The following is a 21,148-nucleotide window of genomic DNA, read 5'->3' on the forward strand; positions in this document are numbered from 1 at the left end:
AGGGTCAGGCCGTCAGGCGGGCGTGCCAGGCCAGGGCGCTGGTGTCGGTGAGGGAGGCGACCTGGTCGACCACCACGCGCAGGCGCGCCGCGTCGTCGGCGGCGTCGGCGTAGGCCCAGCGGAACAGGGGGTCCAGCGTCCCGGGCGCGCCGGCGGCGATCGCCTCGGCCAGCTCGGCGATCACCTCGCGCTGGCGGGCGCGGTTGTGCTCGTAGCTCACCCACACGTAGTGCGCGGTGATCGCCTTGAGCAGCGCCACCTCCTGGCGCACCGGCCCGGGGACGATCAGGTCGGCGCCGTAGCGGGTCAGCGGGCCCGGCCCGTAGGCGGCGCGGGTGGCCTCCTCGGCGCCCAGGCAGAAGCGGCCGATCAGCCAGCTGGTGAGGTTCTTCAGCGCCGCGTAGCTGCTGGCGGTGTTGTCGATCACCCGGGGCCAGAACGGCTCGGCCAGCAGCACCTCGAAGCGCGCCTCCAGCTCGGCCAGGTCGGCGGGCCCGTACAGCTTGGCGGCCACCTCGCACACGTCGCGGCGCAGCACCGGGTCGGCCAGCATGCCCAGGTCGACCGTGCCGGTGACCAGGGCGTCCTCCAGGTCGTGCACGGAGTAGGCCACGTCGTCGGACCAGTCCATGACCTGGGCCTCGAAGCAGACGCGGCCCTGCGGGGCGTCCCGCCTGATCCACAGCGCGACCTCGAGGTCGTCGTCGTAGACGCCGTACTTGGCCGGGTTGTCGCGCCTGCGCCAGGGGTACTTCATCGTGGCGTCCAGCGCCGCCCGGGTGAGGTTCAGCCCGACGCTGCGCCCGTCGGCGGCGAAGGACTTGTGCTCCAGGCGGGTGAGCAGCCGCAGGCTCTGGGCGTTGCCCTCGAACCCGCCGCAGTCGGTGGCGAAGAGGTCCAGCGCCTTCTCGCCGTTGTGTCCGAACGGGGGGTGGCCCAGGTCGTGCGCCAGGCAGGCGGTCTCCACCAGGTCCGGGTCGCAGCCCAGGGACTTGCCGAGCTCCCGGCCGACCTGGCCGCACTCCAGGGAGTGGGTCAGCCGGGTGCGCTGGAAGTCGTTCTGGCCGGGGTCGCCGACCTGGGTCTTGGACGAGAGGCGGCGCAGGGCCGCGCTGTGCAGCACCCGCGCGCGGTCCCGTTCGAAGGCCGTCCGGTCCCGGCGCTTGGGCGGTTCGTCCGCCCAGCGTCGAATGTCCTGCGAGGAGTAGCCGTTCATCTCCAGAGGATAGGACTCCCAGGTGAGGGGTTCGTGACTTTCACATGGTGTGTCGGCTACGGCCGAGCAGCACGTAGTAGAGATACCCGCCCGTCTCGCGGACTATCGAGTGGAACTGGGTGTCGCGCGTCCGCACGCTGGGGCCGCTGCGGGTGGGCGAGGAGACCGCCTCGATCCCGTTGTCCTGCGCCATCTTGTTCGACCGCAGGCTGTGCCACGGGTCGGTGACCACGACGCCGCTGTCCCAGCCGCGCTCCCGGTAGGCGCCGCCGACGGCGATCATGCTCTGCAGGGTGTCCCGGCCGGTCTCCACCGCCACGACGTCCGCGGCCGGCGCCCCCAGCCGGACCAGGAAGGCGCGGCCCGCGGCGGCCTCGGTGACCCGGTCGCCCTCCTGCTTGCCGCCCACGGTGACGATCTTCGGGGCGACGCCGTCCCGGTAGAGGGAGTAGGCGTGCCGCAGCCGCGCCTCGAAGTAGGGCGAGGGGCGGCCGTCGTACTGCGCGGCGCCCAGCACGATGATCGCGTCCGACCTCGGCCGGTCGTCCTGCCTCGCCTCGTACCAGACCCGCCAGCCCACGACCAGCGGCGTGAGGACGGACACCGCGACCACCACGAACAGCAGCCGCCCGGTCCACACCAGCCAGCGCGGCAGCCGCCGCCTTCTCCTGCGGCGCGGCGCGTCCTCGCCGTCCGCGTCCCGGATCTGCGGCTCGTCCATGTCCGTCACCATCGTGGCACTCACGATAGGTCAGACGTGCCCGTGGATCAGCGGGTTCGGCCCGACGCGCGAAAGAACGCGCGCCGGGCCCGGCGACGACCGACCGCGGCGAAGCGGGGACCGGTCGACGCCCTTGCGGGGTCCGGGGTCGCCCCCGGGAGAGGTCAGCGGCTGTCGCTGCCGTCGGTCTCCACCGCCGCGCGGCCCGCCTCCAGACGGGCCACGGGTACTCGGAACGGCGAGCAGGACACGTAGTCCAGGCCGACCTCGTGGAAGAAGTGCACCGACTCGGGGTCGCCGCCGTGCTCGCCGCAGACGCCGAGCTTGAGGTCCGGGCGGGTGCGGCGGCCCTCCTCGACGGCGATGCGCACCAGGCGGCCCACGCCCTCGCGGTCCAGCGTCTCGAACGGGGAGACGCCGAAGACGCCCAGCTCCAGGTAGCGGCTGAAGAACGAGGCCTCGACGTCGTCGCGGGAGAAGCCCCACGTGGTCTGGGTGAGGTCGTTGGTGCCGAAGGAGAAGAACTCCGCGCCCTCGGCGATCTGGCCGGCGGTCAGCGCGGCGCGCGGCAGCTCGATCATGGTGCCGATCAGCGCCTTCACCTCGCCGCCCACCGACGCCAGCACCTCTTCGGCCTCTTCCCTGGCGTGTTCGAGTTCCTGAATGGAGCCTACGAGGGGGATCATGATCTCAGGACGGGGGTCACCCCCCTCGGACAGCCGCTGGGCCGCCGCCTCCGCGATGGCCCGCACCTGCATCGCGAACAGGCCGGGAATCACCAGACCCAGCCTCACCCCACGCAGACCGAGCATAGGGTTCTGTTCGTGGAGGCGGTGGACCGCCTCCAGCAGCCTGCGGTCCTTCTCCGACGCATCGGCCCCCGCGAGGGCCACCTTCACCGAAAGCTCCGTCAGATCCGGGAGGAACTCGTGCAGCGGCGGGTCGATCAGCCGGATCGTGACGGGCAGACCGTCCATCGCCTGGAGGATGCCGTGGAAGTCCTCCTTCTGCAGCGGCGCGAGCGCCTCCAGCGCCGCGTCGCGCTCGGCGGCGGAGGTGGCCAGGATCAGGTCCTCCACCAGCCGCCGCCGGTCGCCGAGGAACATGTGCTCGGTGCGGCACAGGCCGATGCCCGTGGCGCCGAAGCGGCGCGCCCGCGCGGCGTCCTCGGGGGTGTCGGCGTTGGCCCGCACCGCCAGGCGCGCCGCGTCGTCGGCGTGGCGCATCAGGCGGTGCACCGACTGGACGAGCTCGTCGCCGTCCGCGGCGCGCAGCTCGCCCTCGAAGTAGCGCACCACCGGGGAGGCGCTGACGGGCACCTCGCCCAGGTAGACGTCGCCGGTGGAGCCGTCGATGGAGATCACGTCGCCCTCGGAGACGACCGTGTCCCCGGCCCTCATGCGGCGGGCCTTGACGTCGACGTCGAGGTCCTCGGCGCCGCACACGCAGGTCTTGCCCATGCCGCGGGCGACGACGGCGGCGTGCGAGGTCTTGCCGCCGCGCGAGGTGAGGATGCCCTCGGCGGCGATCATGCCGGTGAGGTCGTCGGGGTTGGTCTCCCGGCGCACCAGGATGGTCTTCTCGCCGCGGGCCGCGGCCTCGACCGCGGCCTCGGAGGAGAAGACGGCCCTGCCCACCGCGGCGCCGGGCGAGGCGTTCATGCCCTTGGCGATGCGCGTCTTGGGCGCGTCGGCGGCGAAGCGCGGGAACATCAGCTGGGCGAGCTGGTCGCCGTTGACCCGGTGGATCGCCTCGTCCAGGTCGATCAGGCCCTGGTCGGCCAGCTGGCAGGCGATGCGGAACGCCGCGGCGGCGGTGCGCTTGCCCACGCGGGTCTGCAGCATCCACAGCTTGCCGCGCTCGACCGTGAACTCGATGTCGCACAGGTCGAGGTAGTGGTTCTCGAGCGTCTCCATGATCTCCAGCAGCTGGTCGTAGACCGGCTTGTTGATCTGCTCGAGGTCGGCCAGCGGCACGGTGTTGCGGATGCCCGCCACCACGTCCTCGCCCTGGGCGTTCTGCAGGTAGTCGCCGTAGACGCCCTGCTGGCCGCTGGCGGGGTCGCGGGTGAAGGCCACGCCGGTGCCCGAGTCCATGCCCAGGTTGCCGAAGACCATGGAGCAGACGTTCACCGCGGTGCCCAGCTCGGCGGGGATGCGCTCCTGGCGCCGGTAGAGGATCGCCCGGTCGGAGTTCCAGGAGTCGAACACCGCCTGGACGGCCAGGTCCATCTGCTCGCGCGGGTCGGTCGGGAACTCCCGGCCCGCCTGCTCGCGCACGATGCCCTTGAAGGTGCCGACCAGCTTCTGGAAGTCGTCCGCCCCCAGGTCGAGGTCGTCCGTGGTGCCCTTGGCGTGCTTGAGCTCCTCCAGGGCGTCCTCGAACAGCTCGCCGTCCACGCCGAGGACGGTCTTGCCGAACATCTGGATCAGGCGCCGGTAGGAGTCCCAGGCGAAGCGCTCGTTGCCGGCCTGGGCCGCCAGGCCCTGCACGGACTCGTCGTTCAACCCGATGTTGAGCACCGTGTCCATCATGCCGGGCATCGAGAATTTGGCACCGGAACGTACGCTGACCAGAAGCGGATCGTCCGCCTGGCCGAGCCGCTTGCCCATGGTGCTCTCGAGCGCGGTCAGGTGCTCGGTGATCTCCTCGGCCAGGCCCGCCGGGACGGACCCCTCGGTGAGGTAGTGCCGGCAGGCCTGCGTGGTGATGGTGAACCCCGGAGGTACCGGAAGTCCCAAATTTGTCATTTCGGAAAGATTTGCACCTTTTCCGCCCAGCAGATCTTTGAGGTCTTTGTTGCCCTCTGTGAAGTCGTAAACGAACTTCGGCACGGCCAGCTCCCTTCCACCCTTTGGGCGTGGACTGTACCCGTTGCCCAGTTCAGGCCCCGTCGCCCCATTCAACCAGAGAGCAAACTCGCTGGTCAGGGCGGGTCCCGTGGTCTATTCCAATAGTCTTGTTCCGATAACTTTGCGTTCTTTTCACAGTGGATTGGAGCGTGCTAGCCCGTGAAAACCGGGGAAGCAAGGTACGAGGGAGGTGAGGCCGTGCGACGTCGTGGGGCCCTGGGGCCTGGCAGTGAACCGTTCGCGCCCATCGCGGACTTCGGGTTCCTGTCGGACTGCGAGACCACGGCGCTGATGGCGCCGAACGGCAATGTGGAGTGGTTGTGCCTGCCCTCGATGGACTCGCCGAGCGTCTTCGGCTCCATCCTGGACCGTGACGCCGGCTACTTCCGGATCGGTCCGGCGGGGGTCGAGGTGCCGGCGGCACAGCGCTACATCCCCGGGACCATGGTGATGGAGACCACCTGGTGGACCAGGGGCGGCTGGCTGGTGGTGACCGACGCCCTGCTCATGGGGCCCTGGCACCATGAGACGGAGCGCTCGCGCTCCTACCGGCGCGCGCCCACCGACTACGACGCCGACCACGTCCTGCTCAGGATGGTCAAGTGCGTCAACGGCAACGTCCAGGTCCGCATGGACTGCATGCCGGTGTTCGACTACGGCCGCCTGCCGGCCCGCTGGGAGTACACCGGGCAGGGCTACCACCAGGCGCTGGCCACCGGGGCGGGGCACGCCCTCGACCTGCACCTGACCAGCGACATGAACATCGGCTTCGAGGGCTCGCTGGCCACCGCCCGCACCCTCCTCAAGGAGGGCGAGTCCCGCTTCGTGGCGCTGTCGTGGAGCTCGCACGGCGCCCCGCAGCACCTCAAGGAGGCGCAGAAGCGCCTGCGGTGGACCATCCACCACTGGCAGCACTGGCTGGACCGGGGCGACTTCCCCGACCACCCGTGGCGCTCCTACCTGCAGCGCAGCGCCCTCACCCTCAAGGGCCTGACGTACGCCAACACCGGCGCGGTGGCCGCGGCGGCGACGACCTCGCTGCCCGAGACGCCCGGCGGGGACCGCAACTGGGACTACCGCTACACCTGGATCCGCGACTCCACGATGACGCTGTGGGCGTTCTACGCCCTGGGCTACGACTGGGAGGCCAACGACTTCTTCCACTTCATCACCGACATGGCCGAGGAGTCCGACGGCAGGCTCCAGATCATGTACGGGGTGGACGGCAGGTCCGAGCTGCCGGAGTCGACGCTGGACCACCTGAGCGGCTACGACAACGCCAAGCCCGTCCGGATCGGCAACGGCGCCTACACCCAGGCCCAGCACGACGTCTGGGGCGCCATCATCGGCTCGATCTACCTGTTCGTCCGCAAGCGCGACAGGCTGGACGACCGGCTGTGGAAGATCGTCATCACCCAGGTCGAGGAGGCGCTGCTGCACTGGCGCGAGCCGGACTGCGGCATGTGGGAGGTGCGGGGGGCTCCCCAGCACTTCACCTCCTCCAAGGTGTTCTGCTGGGTGGCCGCCGACCGCGGCGCCCGGCTGGCGCGGCTGCGCGGGGCCGACGAGGCCGAGCGCGCCGCGCGCTGGCAGGCCGCGGCCGACGAGATCCGCGACGACGTGCTGGCCAACGCCGTGGACGAGCGGGGGGTGTTCACCGCCCACTACGGGACCAAGGCGCTGGACGCCTCGGTCCTGCTGATCCCGCTCCTGGGCTTCTTGCCGGCCGAGGACAAGCGGGTGCGCGAGACGGTGCTGGCGATCGCCGAGGAGCTCACCGAGGACGACCTGGTGCTGCGCTACCGGGCCGAAGAGACCGATGACGGGTTCGCCTCCGAGGAGGGCACCTTCACCATCTGCTCGTTCTGGCTGGTGTCGGCGCTGGTGATCATCGGCGAAACGGAACGCGCCAAAACCCTCTGCCACAAGCTGCTGTCGTACGCCTCGCAGCTGCAGCTGTACGCCGAGGAGATCGATGCGCACACCGGCCGCCACCTGGGCAACTTCCCCCAGGCCTTCACCCATCTGGCGCTCATCAACGCCGTGATGCAGGTCATCGGGATGGAGCGCGGCCAGCGCCTGTTCCCCTTCACCTGAGACGCGTGCGCCCGGCCCCCCGGGGCCGGGCGCGCCCGAGGCCATGGCAGCGGTCCTCCGCCGCCATGGCCTTCGCCTTCTCCCCCGGGAGGCGGTCCTCCCTCCGCCCACCCGACATGGGCGGAGACGGGCCCGCGGCCTTCAGCGTAGACGAGGGGGTGATCTTCGCCCCACCCCCTTCCGGCAGGTGTACCGCCTTTCACCAGGCCAGGGAGTGTCGTGTGTCACAAACCGGCCACCGAGAGCGACGGAGGCCCGCGCGCGCCGCCGACCGCTGACCTGTCCGCACATCGCCGATCGTGATTTTGAGCACGGGTGACAACCGAGTGACGCCTGTCACAATCCGGTCATATACGACATCTCGTGAGCCGTTGACGCCCCCGGAGCACCTGCCTACTTTCGCAGTGGCATTGCAATCGGACAAAGGAGATGTCAATGCCGCGCATCAGACAACTGGCAGCGCTCACGGGAGCCGCGGCCCTCGCCCTCACCGCGGTGGGCGCCCCCGCCTACGCCGCGGGCACCGAGATCCACCGGACGGACACCAGCCCGCACGCCCTCTTCGCGGGCAACGCCCAGGCCGGCCTGCTCGGCAACCTGGTGGTCAACGGCGGCGGCACCACCACCTGTACCTCGGCCACCCTCACCGGCAGCGTCGACTCCGACGGCGACCCCCTGACCATGAGCTCGGCGTCGGTCAGCGGCTGCTCGGGCATCGCCTCCGCGATCACCTTCCTGAACCTGCCGTGGACCGGCACCGTGCAACGCACCACCGGAACCACCCACGACGCGATCATCACCCTCAACGGGTTCAGCGTGCGGGCGACGGTGACCCTCTTCGGTCTCACCGTCAACTGCACCTACGGCGGCACCGCCACGGCGAAGGGCTACAACGCCACCAACGCCGCCCGACCGGTCACCTCCAACAACCAGGCGCAGGTCGACATGTCCGGCGTCACGATCACCCGCACCGGCGGTTCCTTCCCCTGCCCCAGCAGCGCCACCATCCAGACGGGCGCCTTCCAGCTCAGGGGTGAGGGCAGCACCGCGGGCACCTACAACGTGCCCCTCGAAGTGGTGACCCCCGGCCAGCCCTGATCCGGCCGGCTCACCGCATAACGCGGGCCTGCTTCCGCCCATTGGAGCTGGGCGGAAGCAGGCCCGCCGCGTTCCACACTAACGGAGGGGCCGTCCCCTCCACCGTGCCGTGTTCCGCCTCCGGAAGCGTGCCCGGAAAGGCCGTGCGGCTAGCCGCGGCGGCCCGCGGCTGCGCAGGCGGGGCAGGTGCCGAAGACCTCGACGGTGTGCGTCATGTCGGTGAAGCCGTGCTCGGCGCCGACGGCGTCCGCCCACCGCTCCACCGCGGGTCCCTCCACCTCGACGGTGCGGCCGCAGGAGCGGCAGACCAGGTGGTGGTGGTGGTCCTCGGTGGCGCAGGCGCGGTAGACCGCCTCGCCCTCGGCGGTGCGCAGCACGTCGACCTCGCCGGACTCCGCCATCGCCTGCAGCGCGCGGTACACCGTGGTCAAGCCGATCTTCGAGCCCTCCCCGCGCAGCGCCGCGTAGATGTCCTGGGCGCTGCGGAAGCCCTCACCGGCGCCCAGGGCCCGGCGTACCGCCTCGCGTCTGGCGGTCGTCATGGCGTCTCCTCACTGACGGGTCCGCCCCCAGACCTTACAGGGCCCGCGAGAGGCCGGGCGTGGCGGCGCCGCGCCAGGAACCCGCCGGCGGTGGACAGGACGAAGATCGCCAGTGCCGCCACGACGATCGCGGGACCCGGGGAGATGTTCACCTCCCCCGTGCTGAACTGGTACGACCCGGCCAGCCCGCCGACCGCGGCGAGCACCCCGAAGAACATGGCGAGGAAGGCCGTCGCCCTGAAGCCCCGCGTGAGCTGCTGGGCCGCCGCGACCGGCACGACCATGAGCGCGCTGACCAGCAGCAGCCCCACCACGCGCATGGCCACCACGATGGTGAGCGCGGCGATGACGGCCAGCATCATGCTGAGGAGGCCCACCCGCAGCCCCGAGGCCCGCGCGACCTCCTCGTCCTGGCACAGGACGAACAGCTCGCGGCCGAACAGCAGCAGGGCGCCCAGCACCGCCGTCACGAGCACGCCGATGACCAGCAGGTCCTGCTCGGAGACGCTGCTGATCGAGCCGAACAGGTAGGACAGCAGGTTGGACGTGCTGCCGCCGGGCGCGAAGTTGGTGACCAGCACCCCGCCGGCCAGGCCGCCGTAGAACAGCAGCGCCAGCGCCACGTCGCCGCCGGTGCGGCCGCGGGTGCGCAGGAGCTCGATGCAGATCGCGCCGAGCACCGAGACGACGATCGCGCCCAGCAGCGGCGAGGTGCTGGTGACCAGGCCGAGGGCGACGCCGGTCAGCGCGATGTGGCCGATGCCGTCGCCCAGCAGGGCCAGCCGCCGCTGCACGATGAAGACGCCGACGGCCGGCGCGGCCAGGCCGATGAGCAGCGCGGCCAGCAGCGCCCGCTGCATGAAGGCGTAGGCGAGCAAGGGTTCAGTGCCTTCCCGTCTTGCCCACCCGGGCCCGCCACAGGGAGGCGGGTTCGGGCTCGGCGTGCGGATGGACGTGGTCGTGGCCGGGCAGGGCGCACTCGCCCGTGGGCTCGGGCGGGGCGCCCCGGTGCACGATCACGCCGTCCTCCAGCACCACGCTGTGCGTGATCAGCGGTTCGAGCGGGCCGAGCTCGTGCAGGACCAGCACGATCGTACGGCCGTCGGCGACCAGCGCGGACAGCGTGTCGGCCAGCGCCCGCTGGTTCTCGGCGTCCACCCCGGCCAGCGGTTCGTCCATGATGAGCACGTCGGGCTCGCCGGCCAGGGCGCGGGCGATGAGCACCCGCTGCTGCTGGCCGCCCGACAGGTGGGAGACGCTCTGCCGGGCCAGGTGCTCCACGCCCAGCGCCGCCATGGCCCGCCCGGTGGCCGCGCGGTCGGCGCGGGAGGTGGGCCTGAAGCGGGACTGGCGGGCGATCCGCCCGGAGGCGACGATCTCCCGGACGGTCGCGGGCACTCCCCCGCCGACGTCCAGCCGCTGCGGCACGTACCCGATCCGCGCCCAGTCGCGGAACCGGGCGGAGCCGAAGACCGAGCGCCGCCCCGAGCTGAGGGGCACCAGTCCCAGCAGGGCGCGCACCAGGGTGGACTTGCCCGACCCGTTGGGGCCCATCAGCGCGACGACCTCGCCCGCGCCGATCCGCAGGTCGATCCCGTGCAGGATCTCCCTGCCGTCCAGCCGGACATGCCCGTCGTGCAGCTCGAAAACGGCATCCATCATGGTTTCCATTGTCACTCAGGAACAGGACAGCGCGGTCCGCAGCGCCTCCAGGTTCCGGCGCTGAACCGACAGGTAGTCGTCACCCGACCCCTCCTTGACGCCCTCCAGCGGGTCCAGGACGGCGGTCTTCACCCCGGCCCCGTCGGCCAGCGTCCGCGCGAGCCGGGGGCTCGCCAGGGTCTCGGTGAACACGGTGGTCACGCCCAGCTTCTCGACCTCGTCGCTCAGCTCCGCCATGCGCCGGGGCGAGGGCTCGGAGTCGGGGTCGATCCCGGCGATGGACACCTGCTCCAGCCCGTAGCGGTCGGCCAGGTAGGAGAACGCCGCGTGCGAGGTCACAATGGTCTTCCGCTCGCAGCGGGCGAGCCCCTTCTCGAACTCGCCATCCAGTGTCTTCAGCTCTCCGGCGACCTGCTGGGCGTTGGCGCGGTAGTCCGCGGCGTGGTCGGGATCGGCCTCGGCCAGCCGCTCGCCGAGTCCGGTCGCCACGGTGGCCATGCGGGAGGGGTCGAGCCACAGGTGCGGGTCGTGCTCGCCCTCGTGCTCGTGCGCCTCCTCCCCCTCGTGCTCCTCGTGGGCGTGGTCGTCGGCGGGAAGCGGCTCCACCAGGGTGGAGACGTCCAGGGAGCGGTCGCCGGCGTGCTGGGCGACCGCCTCGTCCACGGCGGGCTGGAGGCCCTTCACGTACACGGCGAGGTCGGTCTCGGTGATCCCCGCCACCTGCCGGGGCGACAGCTCCAGGTCGTGCGGCTCGGCGCCCGGCTTGGTCAGGACCGAGACCTCGGCGTTCGGGCCGCCGACCCGCTCGGCCAGCCAGGCGACCGGGTAGAAGGAGGCGGTGATCTCCGTCTTCCCGTCCGCGCCGGAGGAGCCGCCGTCCCCGCAGGCCGCGGTGGTCAGCAGCAGGACGGACAAAGCACTGGAAATCAGGACGCTTCTCTGCATACCTTGATGATGACGAAAATGAAAATGATTGTCAAAACCAGCGAGATCATCCGGCCGCCCGCGCCGTCCGGAACTGCCAGGATGGCCCTGTGATCGCCGTTACCCGCTACCGCGTCCCCGAAGGCGCCCGCGCCGAGCAGTTCCAGGCCGAGATCGCCACCGTCCTCACCGCCCTGGAGGCCGCACCCGGCTTCCGTTACGGGCGGCTCGGGCGCTGTGTCGACGATCCCGAGCTCTGGGCGCTGATCACCGAATGGGACGGTGCCGGGTACTACCGCCGGGCTCTGGGTGCTTACGAGGTCCGCATGACCTTCATCCCCCTGTCGGCCCTGGCCATCGACGAACCCGGCGCCTACGAACTGGTCAAGCCAGAGTAAAGCTTGGCACGGGCCGTTTGCCGGGGCGACAACGTGGTGATCAACGCCTCACCTCTCACCCGGACCACCGGTCACCGGAAGGACGTCGATGCCCCGACCCCTCCTCGCCCTCGGGCTGCTCAGCCTCGCGATCGTGCTGCCGTGCGCCTCGGCCGAGGCCGTGTCCCGCCCCAAGGGACCGGGCCCCGCCGAGCGCGCCGTCTCCCCGCCGCGCGGCCAGCACCAGGCCTGGGCCTCCGGACTCGGCTTCGACACCTGCGCCGCCCCCTCCCTGCGCGCCATGCGGGCCTGGCGGGAGGCGTACTCGGTCGCCAACGTCTACATCGGCGGCGCCGCCCGCAGCTGCGCCCAGCCCCACCTCACCCGGGAGTGGGTCGGCCAGACGCGGCGGATGGGCTACCGGCTGATCCCCACCTACGTGGGCCCCCAGGCGCCCTGCACCCGCTTCCGCCACCGGTTCGGCGGCCGCGACGCCTTCGAGCGCGGCCTGGAGGAGGCCGAGCAGGCCGTGGCCGACGCGCAGCGGCTCGGCATCCCCGAGGGGCAGCCGATCTACTACGACATGGAGGCCTACCGCAGCCGCGACCTGTCCTGCCGCGACGCGGTCCTGTCCTTCCTGGACGCCTGGACGGTCCACCTGGACGAGCTCGGCTACCTGCCCGGCGTCTACAGCAGCGCCGCCAGCGGCATCCGCGACCTGGCCGAGGCCGAGGGGATCACCCGCCCGCACGCCGTCTGGTACGCCCGCTGGGACGGCGAGCCCGAGCCGTACGGCGACAAGCACGTGCCCGACGACCTCTGGTACGACCACCAGCGGATCAAGCAGTACCGGGGCGGCCACTTCGAGGAGCACGGCGGGGTGCGGATGAAGATCGACAGCAACATGGTCGACGGCCCCGTCTACTGAAGGTCACGATTCCAGGGCACACCGTTACCCGCCGCCCATGATTAACAGACGTGGCCGTCTACCCGGGTGCCCTAGACTCAAAACCGTCAATTACCGGGGTTTCTTGCTGGAGACATACTCATGGCCCGCCGTTCCGATGTGATGGAAAAGATCGTCTCGCTGTCTCAGAAGAGAGGCATCGTCTTCCCTTCGAGCGAGATCTACGGCGGACTGCGCGCCTCCTGGGACTACGGCCCGCTGGGCGTCGAGCTGAAGAACAACGTCAAGCGCCAGTGGTGGAAGGCCGTGGTGCAGGGCCGCGACGACGTCGTCGGCCTGGACTCCTGCGTCATCCTCAACCGCGAGGTGTGGGAGGCCAGCGGCCACGTCGAGACGTTCACCGACCCGCTGACCGAGTGCCAGAACTGCCACAAGCGCTACCGGGCCGACCACCTCGAGGAGGCCTACGAGGAGAAGCACGGCAGGCCTCCGGCGAACGGCCTGGCCGACCTCACCTGCGCGAACTGCGGCGTCAAGGGCTCCTTCACCGAGCCCAGGCAGTTCAGCGGCCTGCTGAAGACCTACCTCGGCCCCGTCGAGGACGCCTCCGGCCTGGCCTACCTGCGGCCGGAGACCGCGCAGGGCATCTTCATCAACTACAAGAACGTGGAGCAGGCGGCGCGCCGCAAGGTCCCGTTCGGCATCGGCCAGATCGGCAAGTCGTTCCGCAACGAGATCACGCCGGGCAACTTCATCTTCCGCACCCGCGAGTTCGAGCAGATGGAGATGGAGTTCTTCGTCCAGCCGGGCACCGACGAGGAGTGGCACCAGTACTGGATCGACGCCCGGATGGCCTGGTACCGCGACCTGGGCATCCGCGAGGAGAACCTGCGCTTCTACGAGCACGCCAAGGAGAAGCTCAGCCACTACTCCAAGCGGACCGTCGACATCGAGTACCGCTTCGGCTTCCAGGGTTCGGAGTGGGGTGAGCTGGAGGGCATCGCCAACCGCACCGACTTCGACCTGAACGCCCACTCCAAGGCCTCGGGCAAGGAGCTCAACTTCTTCGACCAGGCCACCGGCGAGCGCTACACGCCGTACGTGATCGAGCCGGCGGCCGGCGTCGACCGGGCGATGCTGACCTTCCTCATGGACGCCTACACCGAGGACCAGGCGCCCAACGCCAAGGGCCAGATGGAGACCCGCTACAGCCTGCGCCTGGACCCGCGCCTGGCGCCGGTCAAGGTCGCGGTGCTGCCGCTGTCGCGCAACGCCGACCTCTCCCCCAAGGCCCGCGACCTCGCCGCCGCCCTGCGCCGCCACTGGAACGTGGAGTTCGACGACGCGGGCGCGATCGGCCGCCGCTACCGCCGCCAGGACGAGATCGGCACCCCGTTCTGCATCACCGTCGACTTCGACACCCTGGAGGACCAGGCGGTGACCGTGCGCGAGCGCGACAGCATGAAGCAGGAGCGCATCGCGCTGGACCGCGTGGAGTCCTTCCTCGCCGCCCAGCTCATCGGCTGCTGACCGCGGGTTCGGACCGGCACGGCCGGTGACGGCACGGACAAGGAAGGCCCCGGCTCCCGCCGGGGCCTTCCCCGTTCCCGCGCCCTATCCCGCCCTCTCGGCGGCGTCGTGTGCGGCCTGGGCGGCGAGGATGCCGTCGGCATGGTCCCGGATCCAGTCGGACAGGGCCTGGAGGGGTTCGGTGATCCCGTGGCCGAGCGCCGTGAGCCCGTAGCTGACCTGCGGCGGGGTCGAAGGGGTGACGGTGCGCAGGACGAAGCCGTCGCGTACCAGCGTGCGCAGGGTCTGGGAGAGCATCTTCTCGCTGATGCCCTCGATCTTGACGCGCAGTTCGTAGAACCGCAGCGGACCCCCGCGCATGGCCGTCAGGACCAGCACGCCCCAGCGGCCGGTGACGTGGTCGAGCACCATGCGCGCCGGGCAGTCCCGGTGAAACGCATCACTCAAGGCGTCCTCCCGCCCTCCGCGAGCTGTGGGCCGATCTTCGGGTAAGGAGCATACTCTGAGGTACGTACTTACCGAAAGAAAGCCCGCCTCCTAGGGTCGTGTCCCGGGAGGTAGAACATGAAGCAGAACGCCCTCATCACCGGCGCCGGGCGGGGCATAGGCGCCGCGACCGCCCTCGAACTGGGCCGGCGCGGTTTCCACGTCATCGTCGACTACCGGGACGACGCCGCCTCCGCGGCCTCCGTGGTGGAGCGGGTCGAGGAGGCCGGAGGCACCGCGCACGCCGTCCGGGCGGACGTCCGCCATCCCGGTCAGGTGGCCGAGATGGTCCGGGAATGCGGGCGGATCGACGCGCTCGTGTGCAACGCCAACATCCGGCCGCCGTTCGCGCCGCTGGCCGAGATGGCGTGGGAGGAGTTCTCCGCCAAGGTCACCGGGGAGCTCGCCGCCGTCTTCCACATCACCCGGCTCGCCCTCGACGTCATGCGCGGGCAGGGCGGAGGCCGGATCGTGTACGTCTCGAGCCTCAGCGCCGACCTGCTGCGGCCCGGAACGATCGCGCACGCGACCGCCAAGGCGGCGCTCGACACCTTCGCCCGGCACGTCGCCGCCGAGGCCGCACCGCACGGGATCGCCGTGAACACCGTGGCTCCCGGCGGGGTGCGCACCGACGCCAGCGCCTCGATGCGCACCCCGGAGGCGGAGGAGGCGCTGGCGTCGCGCTCGATCCTCCGCCGCATGCTGGAACCGCAGGACGTGGCCGGGGTGATCGGGGCGCTCCTCGGTGGGGGCTTCGACGCGGTGAGCGGCGTCCGCGTCGCCGTGGACGCCGGCCGAGGCCTCTTCCCCGGCTGAGGTTCCAGGCGCTGCGGGCCGCAGGGCATGAAAAGAGCCCCGGCTGTCGCCGGGGCTCTTCCCTGTCCCTGGAGCGGCCGGAATCCGCCGCTCGCCCTCAGTTCCCGAGGTCAGCTGCCGAAGGGCTTGGGGGCGCCCTTCTTGCCCGCGCCCTTGCCCCACTCCAGGACCTCGTACTTCACGTTCTTGAGGTGGCCGGCGGGGACGCCGGCGGTGTACTTGCTCTTGGGCTGCTTGCCGTCGTACAGGTACCGGAACGTGTAGGTGTCGAGGTCGAGCATGACACCGCGGTGGGAGGGCTCGCCCGGACCGCGGTCGCCGACGAAGCCGGTGACGGAGCGGCCGTTGTAGGTGACCTTCACCTTGGTGTGCAGCGGCCAGGACGGGGAGGCGAACAGGCCCTTCTGCATGGGCTTGCCGCCCGCCGGGGCGCCGGTGTCGCCGTTGACGCCCGAGCCGTCGTCCCAGAAGTAGGACGCGGTGGTGGTGCCGGCGAGAAGGGCCTTGGCCTTCTTCTCGGCGGTCTCCTTCTTGGTCTCGTCGGCCTGCGCGTCGCCGGCCTTGCGCTCGGCCGTGGCGGCCTGCGTGGCGGGCGCCTGCTCGGAGGCGGTGCTCTTCTGGGGGGCGGCGACGGTGTTGGACGCAGAGGTGGTCTCGCCGGAGTTGGCGACGACGCCGGTGGACAGGGCGGCCAGAGCGGTGGCGCCGGCCAGGGACAGGGTGAGGGCACGCTTCTGCAACGCGGTTCCTTTGCTCGGTGGACAGGACGTCCCTGAACGGCTTTGCGCATCTGGGACGCCGTCGGGACCGGCACTCGGGTGGTCGTGCTCGATGGCCACGACGCGGTGCCTAAGCGATCTCGAATCGCTTCCGTGGAGGCGGGGGAGAGACGGACATTGCCTTCCCGTTGCCTGGATTGCCACCAGTTAACCATATGTGTCAAGAAAGGCCCAAACAGAGGGTCTCGACCGGTATGCAAAGACCCCTGTAACCCTTACGTGATAGGCGATCCGGCCGATGGTAAAGATCGGAAAGGGACGTAAGATCAGGTCATGGCAACCACTCGCACCGCCGCCGCGCACTGGGAGGGCCCGCTCTTCGGCGGGCAGGGCACCGTCTCCCTGGAGTCCTCGAAGCTGGGCACGTTCGAGGTCACCTGGCCCTCCCGGGCCGAGTCCCCCGACGGGCGCACCAGCCCCGAGGAGCTCATCGCCGCGGCCCACTCCACCTGCTTCTCCATGGCCCTCTCCAACGGTCTGGCCCAGGCCGGCAGCCCGCCGCAGCGCCTGGACACCCGGGCGGACGTGACGTTCCAGCCGGGCGAGGGCATCACCGGGATCCACCTGAGCGTCCGGGGATCGGTGCCGGGGATGGACGCCGGGCAGTTCGCCGAGGCCGCCCGCAACGCCAAGGAGGGCTGCCCGGTGAGCCAGGCGCTGAAGGGTGTGAAGATCACCCTCGACGCCTCCCTGGAATGACGCGCACCCTTCACTGACAACGGATCGACAAGATCTGTCAGAAAGGTAAAGAAAAGGCCGCCTCCAGCCGGAGCGGCCTTTTACTTTTTACCTTCGGGAAAGATCAGAGGGTGGGCAGGGCGCCGCCCAGGTCGCCGGTGGAGCTGACCAGGCTGCAGGTGATCCGGTTGGGGCCGGTGCTGCTCCAGGCCGTGGCCAGCGGGAAGAACGCCGACACCGTGAAGTTCGGGTCGCGCTGCCGCAGCTGCTGGAAGGCGTCGCCGTGCCGGCCGGCCCAGGTCTCGGCCTGCTCGCTGCACCTGTCGAGGAACTGGGTGGCGGTCGGGTAGGTGCCGCTGGTCATCGTGGTCTCGCCGATGACCTGGGCGTTGTGGCGCTGGCTGCAGGGGATGGCGTCGATGCTGCGGACCGTCTCGGTGGTGTCCACGCTGGAGATGTCGTTGTGATAGCAGTCACCGACCTTCAGCTTCAGCGGGTCCATGTTCCCGGGGTCGGTGATCTCGCCGTTGGTGGTCCGGTCGGGGGCGCCGATGTCGTCGATCGCCTCCGAGGCGGCGTCGCTCGCGGCGCCCAGGACGAGCCGGGCCGCGATGAGGGCCACGACCACCCCGACCACGACGAGGCCGCCGATCAGCGGGCCCTTGCCCTTGCCGGACGGCGGTGGCGGCGGGGGGAAGGCCCCGCCCGGGTGCTGGGGCGGGGCTCCGTAGAACGGCGGCGGGGTCTGGGGCTGCCCCTGAGGCGGGTACCCCGGCGCCTGCGGGTACCCCTGCGGCGGCGGAGGGGGACCCGGCTGGTAACCCTGAGGCGGAGGGTGGCCCGGCTGGTATCCCGGCTGCGGAGGAGGACCCGGCTGGTAGGGCGGTTGCCCCTGCGGGTCGTATTGCGGGGGGAAGCTCATGAAGCCGCACCTTACAAGGGATGCGGGACACTTCCCACTCCGATCTCCGCCCGGGCCCCCGGCCTTCGCCGGTTCTGTCAGATCCGTCAGATCACCGGTACGGGGTTGGGCATCGCCCCGCCGTAGCGCCGGTCGCGGCTGGCGTACACCTCGCACGCGTGCCACAGGTGCCGCCGGTCGAAGTCCGGCCAGAGGGTGTCCTGGAACACCATCTCGGCGTAGGCCGACTGCCACAGCAGGAAGTTGGACGTGCGCTGCTCCCCCGACGGCCGCAGGAAGAGGTCCACGTCGGGCACCTGCGGCTGGTAGAGGTACTTGCCGATCGTCTTCTCGGTGATCTTCTCCGGGTTCACCTTCCCGGCCTTGACGTCCCGCGCGATCGCCGCCATGGCGTCCGCCAGTTCGGCGCGGCCGCCGTAGTTGACGCAGAACTGCAGGGTCAGCACGTCGTTGCGGGCGGTCAGCTTCTCGGCGTCCTCCAGCTCCTTGATCACCGAGCGCCACAGCCGCGGCTTGCGGCCCGCCCACACCACGCGGACGCCCATCTCGTGCATCTGGTCGCGGCGGCGCCGGATCACGTCGCGGTTGAAGCCCATGAGGAAGCGCACCTCCTCGGGCGAGCGCCGCCAGTTCTCGGTGGAGAAGGCGTACGCCGACAGGTAGGGGATGCCGATCTCGACCGCGCCCTCGATCACGTCGAAGAGCGAGAACTCCCCCCGCTTGTGCCCCTCGGTCCGGGGCAGGCCGCGCTCCTTGGCCCAGCGCCCGTTGCCGTCCATCACCATGGCGACGTGCCGGGGGATCAGCTCACGGGGCAGTTCCGGTGGCTTGGCCCCACTGGGGTGCGGGTCCGGTGCGCGGAACTTCACTCTTGCTCCTCTCGACATGGCGCAGTGAACGGATCCCGTGTTCGAGATGCCACTGCAGGTAGGCGGCCACCAGGCCGCTGCACTCCACCCGGTGCCGGTCCTGGCTGGCGTCCGCGGCGTCCCACTCGCCGCGCAGCAGCGCCAGCATCAGCGAGAACGTCTCGGGCGCGGGGGTGGCCGAGCCCGGAACCCGGCAGGCCAGGCAGATCGCGCCGCCCGCCGCGATGGCGAAGCCGCGGATGCCGGCCCGCCCGCCGCAGCGGGCGCACTCGTCCAGCGCGGGCGCCCAGCCCGCCACCGACAACGAGCGCAGCAGGAAGGCGTCCAGCACCAGCCGCGGCTCGTGGACGCGCTCGCACAGCGTGCGCAGCGCCCCGACCAGCAGCAGGAACTGCCGCAGCGACGGCTCCCGCTCCTCGACGACGAGCTTGTCGGCGGTCTCCAGCATGGCCACGCCCGCGGTGTAGCGCGGGTAGTCGCTCACCAGAGGCTCCCCGTACGGGCGCAGCGTCTCGGCCTGGGTGATGAGGTCGAGCGAGCGGCGCTCGTACAGCTGGAGGTCGACGTGGGTGAACGGCTCCAGCCGGGCGCCGAACTTCGACCTGGTCTTGCGGACGCCCTTGGCCACCGCCCGGATCTTCCCGGTGCGCCGGGTGAGCACGGTGATGATCCGGTCCGCCTCGCCCAGCTTCTGGGTGCGCAGCACGATGCCCTCGTCGCGGTAGACCGTCACCCGTCCATTGTCCCGCATGACCCGGCGTGCGAAGGCGACCGGCGAACCCCTCTCCGAGGTAGTACAACTCCGAAACCGAGAGTGACACGATGAGCGCCATGAGATGCACGATCGTTCCCCCGCACCTGCTCCAGCGGATCGTGGAGCGCACCGCCGACCCGCGGACGCGCGCCCGCGCCATCCGCACCCTCACCCTGGACGCCGCCAACCGCGCCGAAAGGGAGCTGGTCCCCGGGACGCATACGGGCAATGGCAGACGCGACGAGCCGCGGCGCGCGGTCAAGGACGCCGAGCGGCGTGAGAAGCTGCCCGGCCGCACCGTCCGCGCCGAGGGCGACGGGCCCACCGGAGACACGGCCGCCGACGAGGCGTACGACTGGCTGGGCGTGACGTTCCGCTTCCTGGAGGACGTCTACGATCACGACTCGATCGACAACAACGGGATGGAGATGGTCTCCACCGTCCACTACGGGGTCGACTACGACAACGCCTTCTGGAACGGCGAGCAGATGGTCTACGGGGACGGGGACGGGCGGCTGTTCCTGTCCTTCACCGGGCCGCTGGACGTCACCGCCCACGAACTGGCGCACGGCGTCACCCAGCACACCGCCGACCTCGCCTACTACGGCCAGTCCGGCGCGCTCAACGAGTCGGTGTCCGACGTCATCGGGGCGATGGTCAAGCAGTTCCACCTGGGCCAGCACGCCGAGGAGGCCGACTGGCTGATCGGCGAGGGCCTGTTCGGCCCGGACGTGCGGGGGGTGGCGCTGCGCTCCATGAAGGAGCCCGGCACCGCCTACGACGACCCGGAGCTCGGCAAGGACCCGCAGCCCGGCCACATGGACGACTACGTGCGCACCCACCGGGACAACGGCGGCGTCCACATCAACTCCGGCATCCCCAACCGGGCGTTCCACCTGCTGGCCGTCGGGCTGGGCGGGCACTCCTGGGAGCGCGCCGGGCGGATCTGGTACGACACGCTCACCAGCGGGCTGATCTACCCCGACACGGACTTCGCGGGTTTCGCGGCGGCCACCGTCAAGCTCGCCGGCACCCGCTACGGCGCGGAGAGCGCCGAGCGGCAGGCGGTACAGGCGGCCTGGGCGGGGGTAGGTGTGACCCTATGAGGGTGAGTGTGGTGCGTTCGGGCGGATTCGCCGGGATCGAGCGGCGGGCGGAGGCCGACACCGCCGAGGATCCCGCGCTGGCGGCCCTGGTCTCCCGGAGCGGCCTGGAGGCGGATCCGCCCGGCCGCGAGCGGCGCGGAGGCGGCGACCGCTTCGTCTACGAGATCGACCTCGGCGGCCGCAGGATGACCGTCGGGGAGTCCCAGCTGACCGAGCCGCTGCGCGAGCTCGTCGGCCACCTGTTCCGGCGTTAGACCCGGGCGCCCGCGACCGGGCGGCCCTCCTTCGTCCCGGGGAGTCTCCTTCCCGGGACGATGTGTCTTCGGACACGGTCGGAGGCTCACCCCACCCGCACGGGCTCCTCGGTGTGACGTTCTCGGAAGACCCAGCGCTTATAACCCCAGTAGCGAAATATCGTCGCCAGCCCGATGCCCAGCAGCAGCGCGCCGTTCGACGTCCACTTGCCGTCGAACCCCGCGAGGTGCGCCAGCCACAGCACGGCCTCCGTTATCACGAAGCCGACCCCGTTGAGGACGAAGAAAAGAACGTACTCGCGGGCCACCCCGGACTCGTCGCTCTCGCGAAATGTCCAGTAACGGTTAGCTACATAACCGACACTGGTCGAGACGACCATGGCCAGGGCATTCGAGGTCAGCGACTCGATCTCCAGACCATAGCGCAGCAGGTTGTACAGGGCGATGTTCACCGCCACGCACAGCACTCCGACACTGCCGAATCGGGCCAGCTCACCGATCAACTTCCGGTAACGACGCACCCGCACGATGCTAGAGCAAATCCCCCATACCCCGGCA

22 protein-coding genes are annotated in these 21,148 nt (G+C 70.6%); 9 read left to right on the plus strand and 13 right to left on the minus strand.

The window, feature by feature from the left end:
* Positions 1-4: 4 nt before the first annotated feature.
* The 3 genes from ABD140_RS29525 to ppdK all read right to left on the minus strand — a co-directional run bounded on the left by ABD140_RS29525 (position 5) and on the right by ppdK (position 4,771).
* Positions 5-1,216, minus strand: coding sequence for a deoxyguanosinetriphosphate triphosphohydrolase (locus ABD140_RS29525; protein WP_344244305.1), 1,212 nt, complete (start codon positions 1,214-1,216; stop codon positions 5-7).
* A 40-nt stretch (positions 1,217-1,256) separates the two neighbouring features.
* Complete coding sequence (locus tag ABD140_RS29530; protein WP_344244306.1) at positions 1,257-1,937, minus strand: YdcF family protein; 681 nt, start codon at positions 1,935-1,937, stop codon at positions 1,257-1,259.
* A 164-nt stretch (positions 1,938-2,101) separates the two neighbouring features.
* Entirely contained in the window at positions 2,102-4,771 is a 2,670-nt protein-coding gene (gene ppdK, locus ABD140_RS29535) for a pyruvate, phosphate dikinase (protein WP_344244307.1), read from the minus strand.
* A gap of 216 nt (positions 4,772-4,987) precedes the next feature.
* Between ppdK and ABD140_RS29540 the strand changes: the two genes are divergently transcribed.
* Positions 4,988-6,886, plus strand: coding sequence for a glycoside hydrolase family 15 protein (locus tag ABD140_RS29540; protein WP_344244308.1), 1,899 nt, complete (start codon positions 4,988-4,990; stop codon positions 6,884-6,886).
* A gap of 435 nt (positions 6,887-7,321) precedes the next feature.
* Positions 7,322-7,984, plus strand: a complete 663-nt coding sequence (locus tag ABD140_RS29545) for a hypothetical protein (protein ID WP_344244309.1) — start codon at positions 7,322-7,324, stop codon at positions 7,982-7,984.
* Between the two features lie 149 nt (positions 7,985-8,133).
* Here ABD140_RS29545 and ABD140_RS29550 read toward each other — a convergent pair whose 3' ends face one another.
* The 4 genes from ABD140_RS29550 to ABD140_RS29565 are packed head-to-tail and all read right to left on the minus strand — an operon-like array spanning position 8,134 to position 11,133.
* The gene (locus tag ABD140_RS29550; protein ID WP_344244310.1) at positions 8,134-8,526 is read right to left on the minus strand and encodes a Fur family transcriptional regulator; all 393 of its coding nucleotides are present in this window, start codon (positions 8,524-8,526) and stop codon (positions 8,134-8,136) included.
* The gene (locus tag ABD140_RS29555; RefSeq protein WP_344244340.1) at positions 8,523-9,386 is read right to left on the minus strand and encodes a metal ABC transporter permease; all 864 of its coding nucleotides are present in this window, start codon (positions 9,384-9,386) and stop codon (positions 8,523-8,525) included. Before ABD140_RS29555 ends, ABD140_RS29550 begins: the two co-directional genes overlap by 4 nt.
* Before the next feature lie 22 nt (positions 9,387-9,408).
* A complete protein-coding gene (locus ABD140_RS29560) occupies positions 9,409-10,197 on the minus strand; it encodes a metal ABC transporter ATP-binding protein (protein WP_425544165.1) in 789 nt (262 codons plus the stop codon).
* Positions 10,198-10,203: 6 nt separating this feature from the next.
* On the minus strand, positions 10,204-11,133 hold the full coding sequence (locus tag ABD140_RS29565) for a metal ABC transporter substrate-binding protein (RefSeq protein WP_344244312.1): 930 nt from the start codon (positions 11,131-11,133) through the stop codon (positions 10,204-10,206).
* An 89-nt stretch (positions 11,134-11,222) separates the two neighbouring features.
* Here ABD140_RS29565 and ABD140_RS29570 point away from each other — a divergent pair, with 89 nt between their 5' ends.
* From ABD140_RS29570 to ABD140_RS29580, 3 genes are all read left to right on the plus strand, one after another.
* Positions 11,223-11,510, plus strand: a complete 288-nt coding sequence (locus ABD140_RS29570; protein WP_344244313.1) for an antibiotic biosynthesis monooxygenase family protein — start codon at positions 11,223-11,225, stop codon at positions 11,508-11,510.
* Positions 11,511-11,598: 88 nt separating this feature from the next.
* Positions 11,599-12,417 (plus strand): DUF1906 domain-containing protein, encoded by an 819-nt coding sequence (locus ABD140_RS29575; RefSeq protein ID WP_344244314.1) that lies wholly within the window; start codon positions 11,599-11,601, stop codon positions 12,415-12,417.
* A 120-nt stretch (positions 12,418-12,537) separates the two neighbouring features.
* Positions 12,538-13,926, plus strand: a complete 1,389-nt coding sequence (locus tag ABD140_RS29580) for a glycine--tRNA ligase (RefSeq protein ID WP_344244315.1) — start codon at positions 12,538-12,540, stop codon at positions 13,924-13,926.
* 84 nt (positions 13,927-14,010) lie between these two features.
* Here the strand turns inward: ABD140_RS29580 and ABD140_RS29585 are convergent, their stop codons facing one another.
* Positions 14,011-14,373 (minus strand): winged helix-turn-helix transcriptional regulator, encoded by a 363-nt coding sequence (locus ABD140_RS29585; RefSeq protein ID WP_344244316.1) that lies wholly within the window; start codon positions 14,371-14,373, stop codon positions 14,011-14,013.
* A 117-nt stretch (positions 14,374-14,490) separates the two neighbouring features.
* Here ABD140_RS29585 and ABD140_RS29590 point away from each other — a divergent pair, with 117 nt between their 5' ends.
* Positions 14,491-15,228 (plus strand): SDR family oxidoreductase, encoded by a 738-nt coding sequence (locus ABD140_RS29590; RefSeq protein WP_344244317.1) that lies wholly within the window; start codon positions 14,491-14,493, stop codon positions 15,226-15,228.
* 110 nt (positions 15,229-15,338) lie between these two features.
* Here ABD140_RS29590 and ABD140_RS29595 read toward each other — a convergent pair whose 3' ends face one another.
* Positions 15,339-15,968, minus strand: a complete 630-nt coding sequence (locus ABD140_RS29595; RefSeq protein WP_344244318.1) for an RlpA-like double-psi beta-barrel domain-containing protein — start codon at positions 15,966-15,968, stop codon at positions 15,339-15,341.
* Between the two features lie 312 nt (positions 15,969-16,280).
* On the opposite strand from ABD140_RS29595, the gene ABD140_RS29600 reads away from it, so the two are divergent.
* The gene (locus tag ABD140_RS29600) at positions 16,281-16,706 is read left to right on the plus strand and encodes an OsmC family protein (RefSeq protein WP_344244319.1); all 426 of its coding nucleotides are present in this window, start codon (positions 16,281-16,283) and stop codon (positions 16,704-16,706) included.
* Positions 16,707-16,809: 103 nt separating this feature from the next.
* On the opposite strand, the gene ABD140_RS29605 is transcribed toward ABD140_RS29600, so the two are convergent.
* The 3 genes from ABD140_RS29605 to recO all read right to left on the minus strand — a co-directional run bounded on the left by ABD140_RS29605 (position 16,810) and on the right by recO (position 19,209).
* A complete protein-coding gene (locus tag ABD140_RS29605) occupies positions 16,810-17,607 on the minus strand; it encodes a hypothetical protein (protein ID WP_344244320.1) in 798 nt (265 codons plus the stop codon).
* An 86-nt stretch (positions 17,608-17,693) separates the two neighbouring features.
* Complete coding sequence (locus ABD140_RS29610; protein WP_344244321.1) at positions 17,694-18,476, minus strand: isoprenyl transferase; 783 nt, start codon at positions 18,474-18,476, stop codon at positions 17,694-17,696.
* On the minus strand, positions 18,415-19,209 hold the full coding sequence (gene recO, locus ABD140_RS29615; RefSeq protein WP_344244322.1) for a DNA repair protein RecO: 795 nt from the start codon (positions 19,207-19,209) through the stop codon (positions 18,415-18,417). The genes ABD140_RS29610 and recO overlap by 62 nt, the downstream gene beginning before the upstream one ends.
* Before the next feature lie 89 nt (positions 19,210-19,298).
* Between recO and ABD140_RS29620 the strand changes: the two genes are divergently transcribed.
* Positions 19,299-20,336, plus strand: a complete 1,038-nt coding sequence (locus tag ABD140_RS29620) for a M4 family metallopeptidase (protein ID WP_344244323.1) — start codon at positions 19,299-19,301, stop codon at positions 20,334-20,336.
* Positions 20,333-20,590 carry a protealysin inhibitor emfourin gene (locus tag ABD140_RS29625; RefSeq protein ID WP_344244324.1) on the plus strand — a complete coding sequence of 86 codons (258 nt, stop codon included), beginning with the start codon at positions 20,333-20,335 and terminating at the stop codon, positions 20,588-20,590. Before ABD140_RS29620 ends, ABD140_RS29625 begins: the two co-directional genes overlap by 4 nt.
* An 86-nt stretch (positions 20,591-20,676) precedes the next feature.
* On the opposite strand, the gene ABD140_RS29630 is transcribed toward ABD140_RS29625, so the two are convergent.
* Complete coding sequence (locus ABD140_RS29630) at positions 20,677-21,111, minus strand: GtrA family protein (protein ID WP_344244325.1); 435 nt, start codon at positions 21,109-21,111, stop codon at positions 20,677-20,679.
* Positions 21,112-21,148 lie beyond the last annotated feature (37 nt).

This window comes from Actinocorallia libanotica (assembly GCF_039525175.1).
GTDB classification, from domain to species: Bacteria; Actinomycetota; Actinomycetes; order Streptosporangiales; family Streptosporangiaceae; genus Actinocorallia; species Actinocorallia libanotica.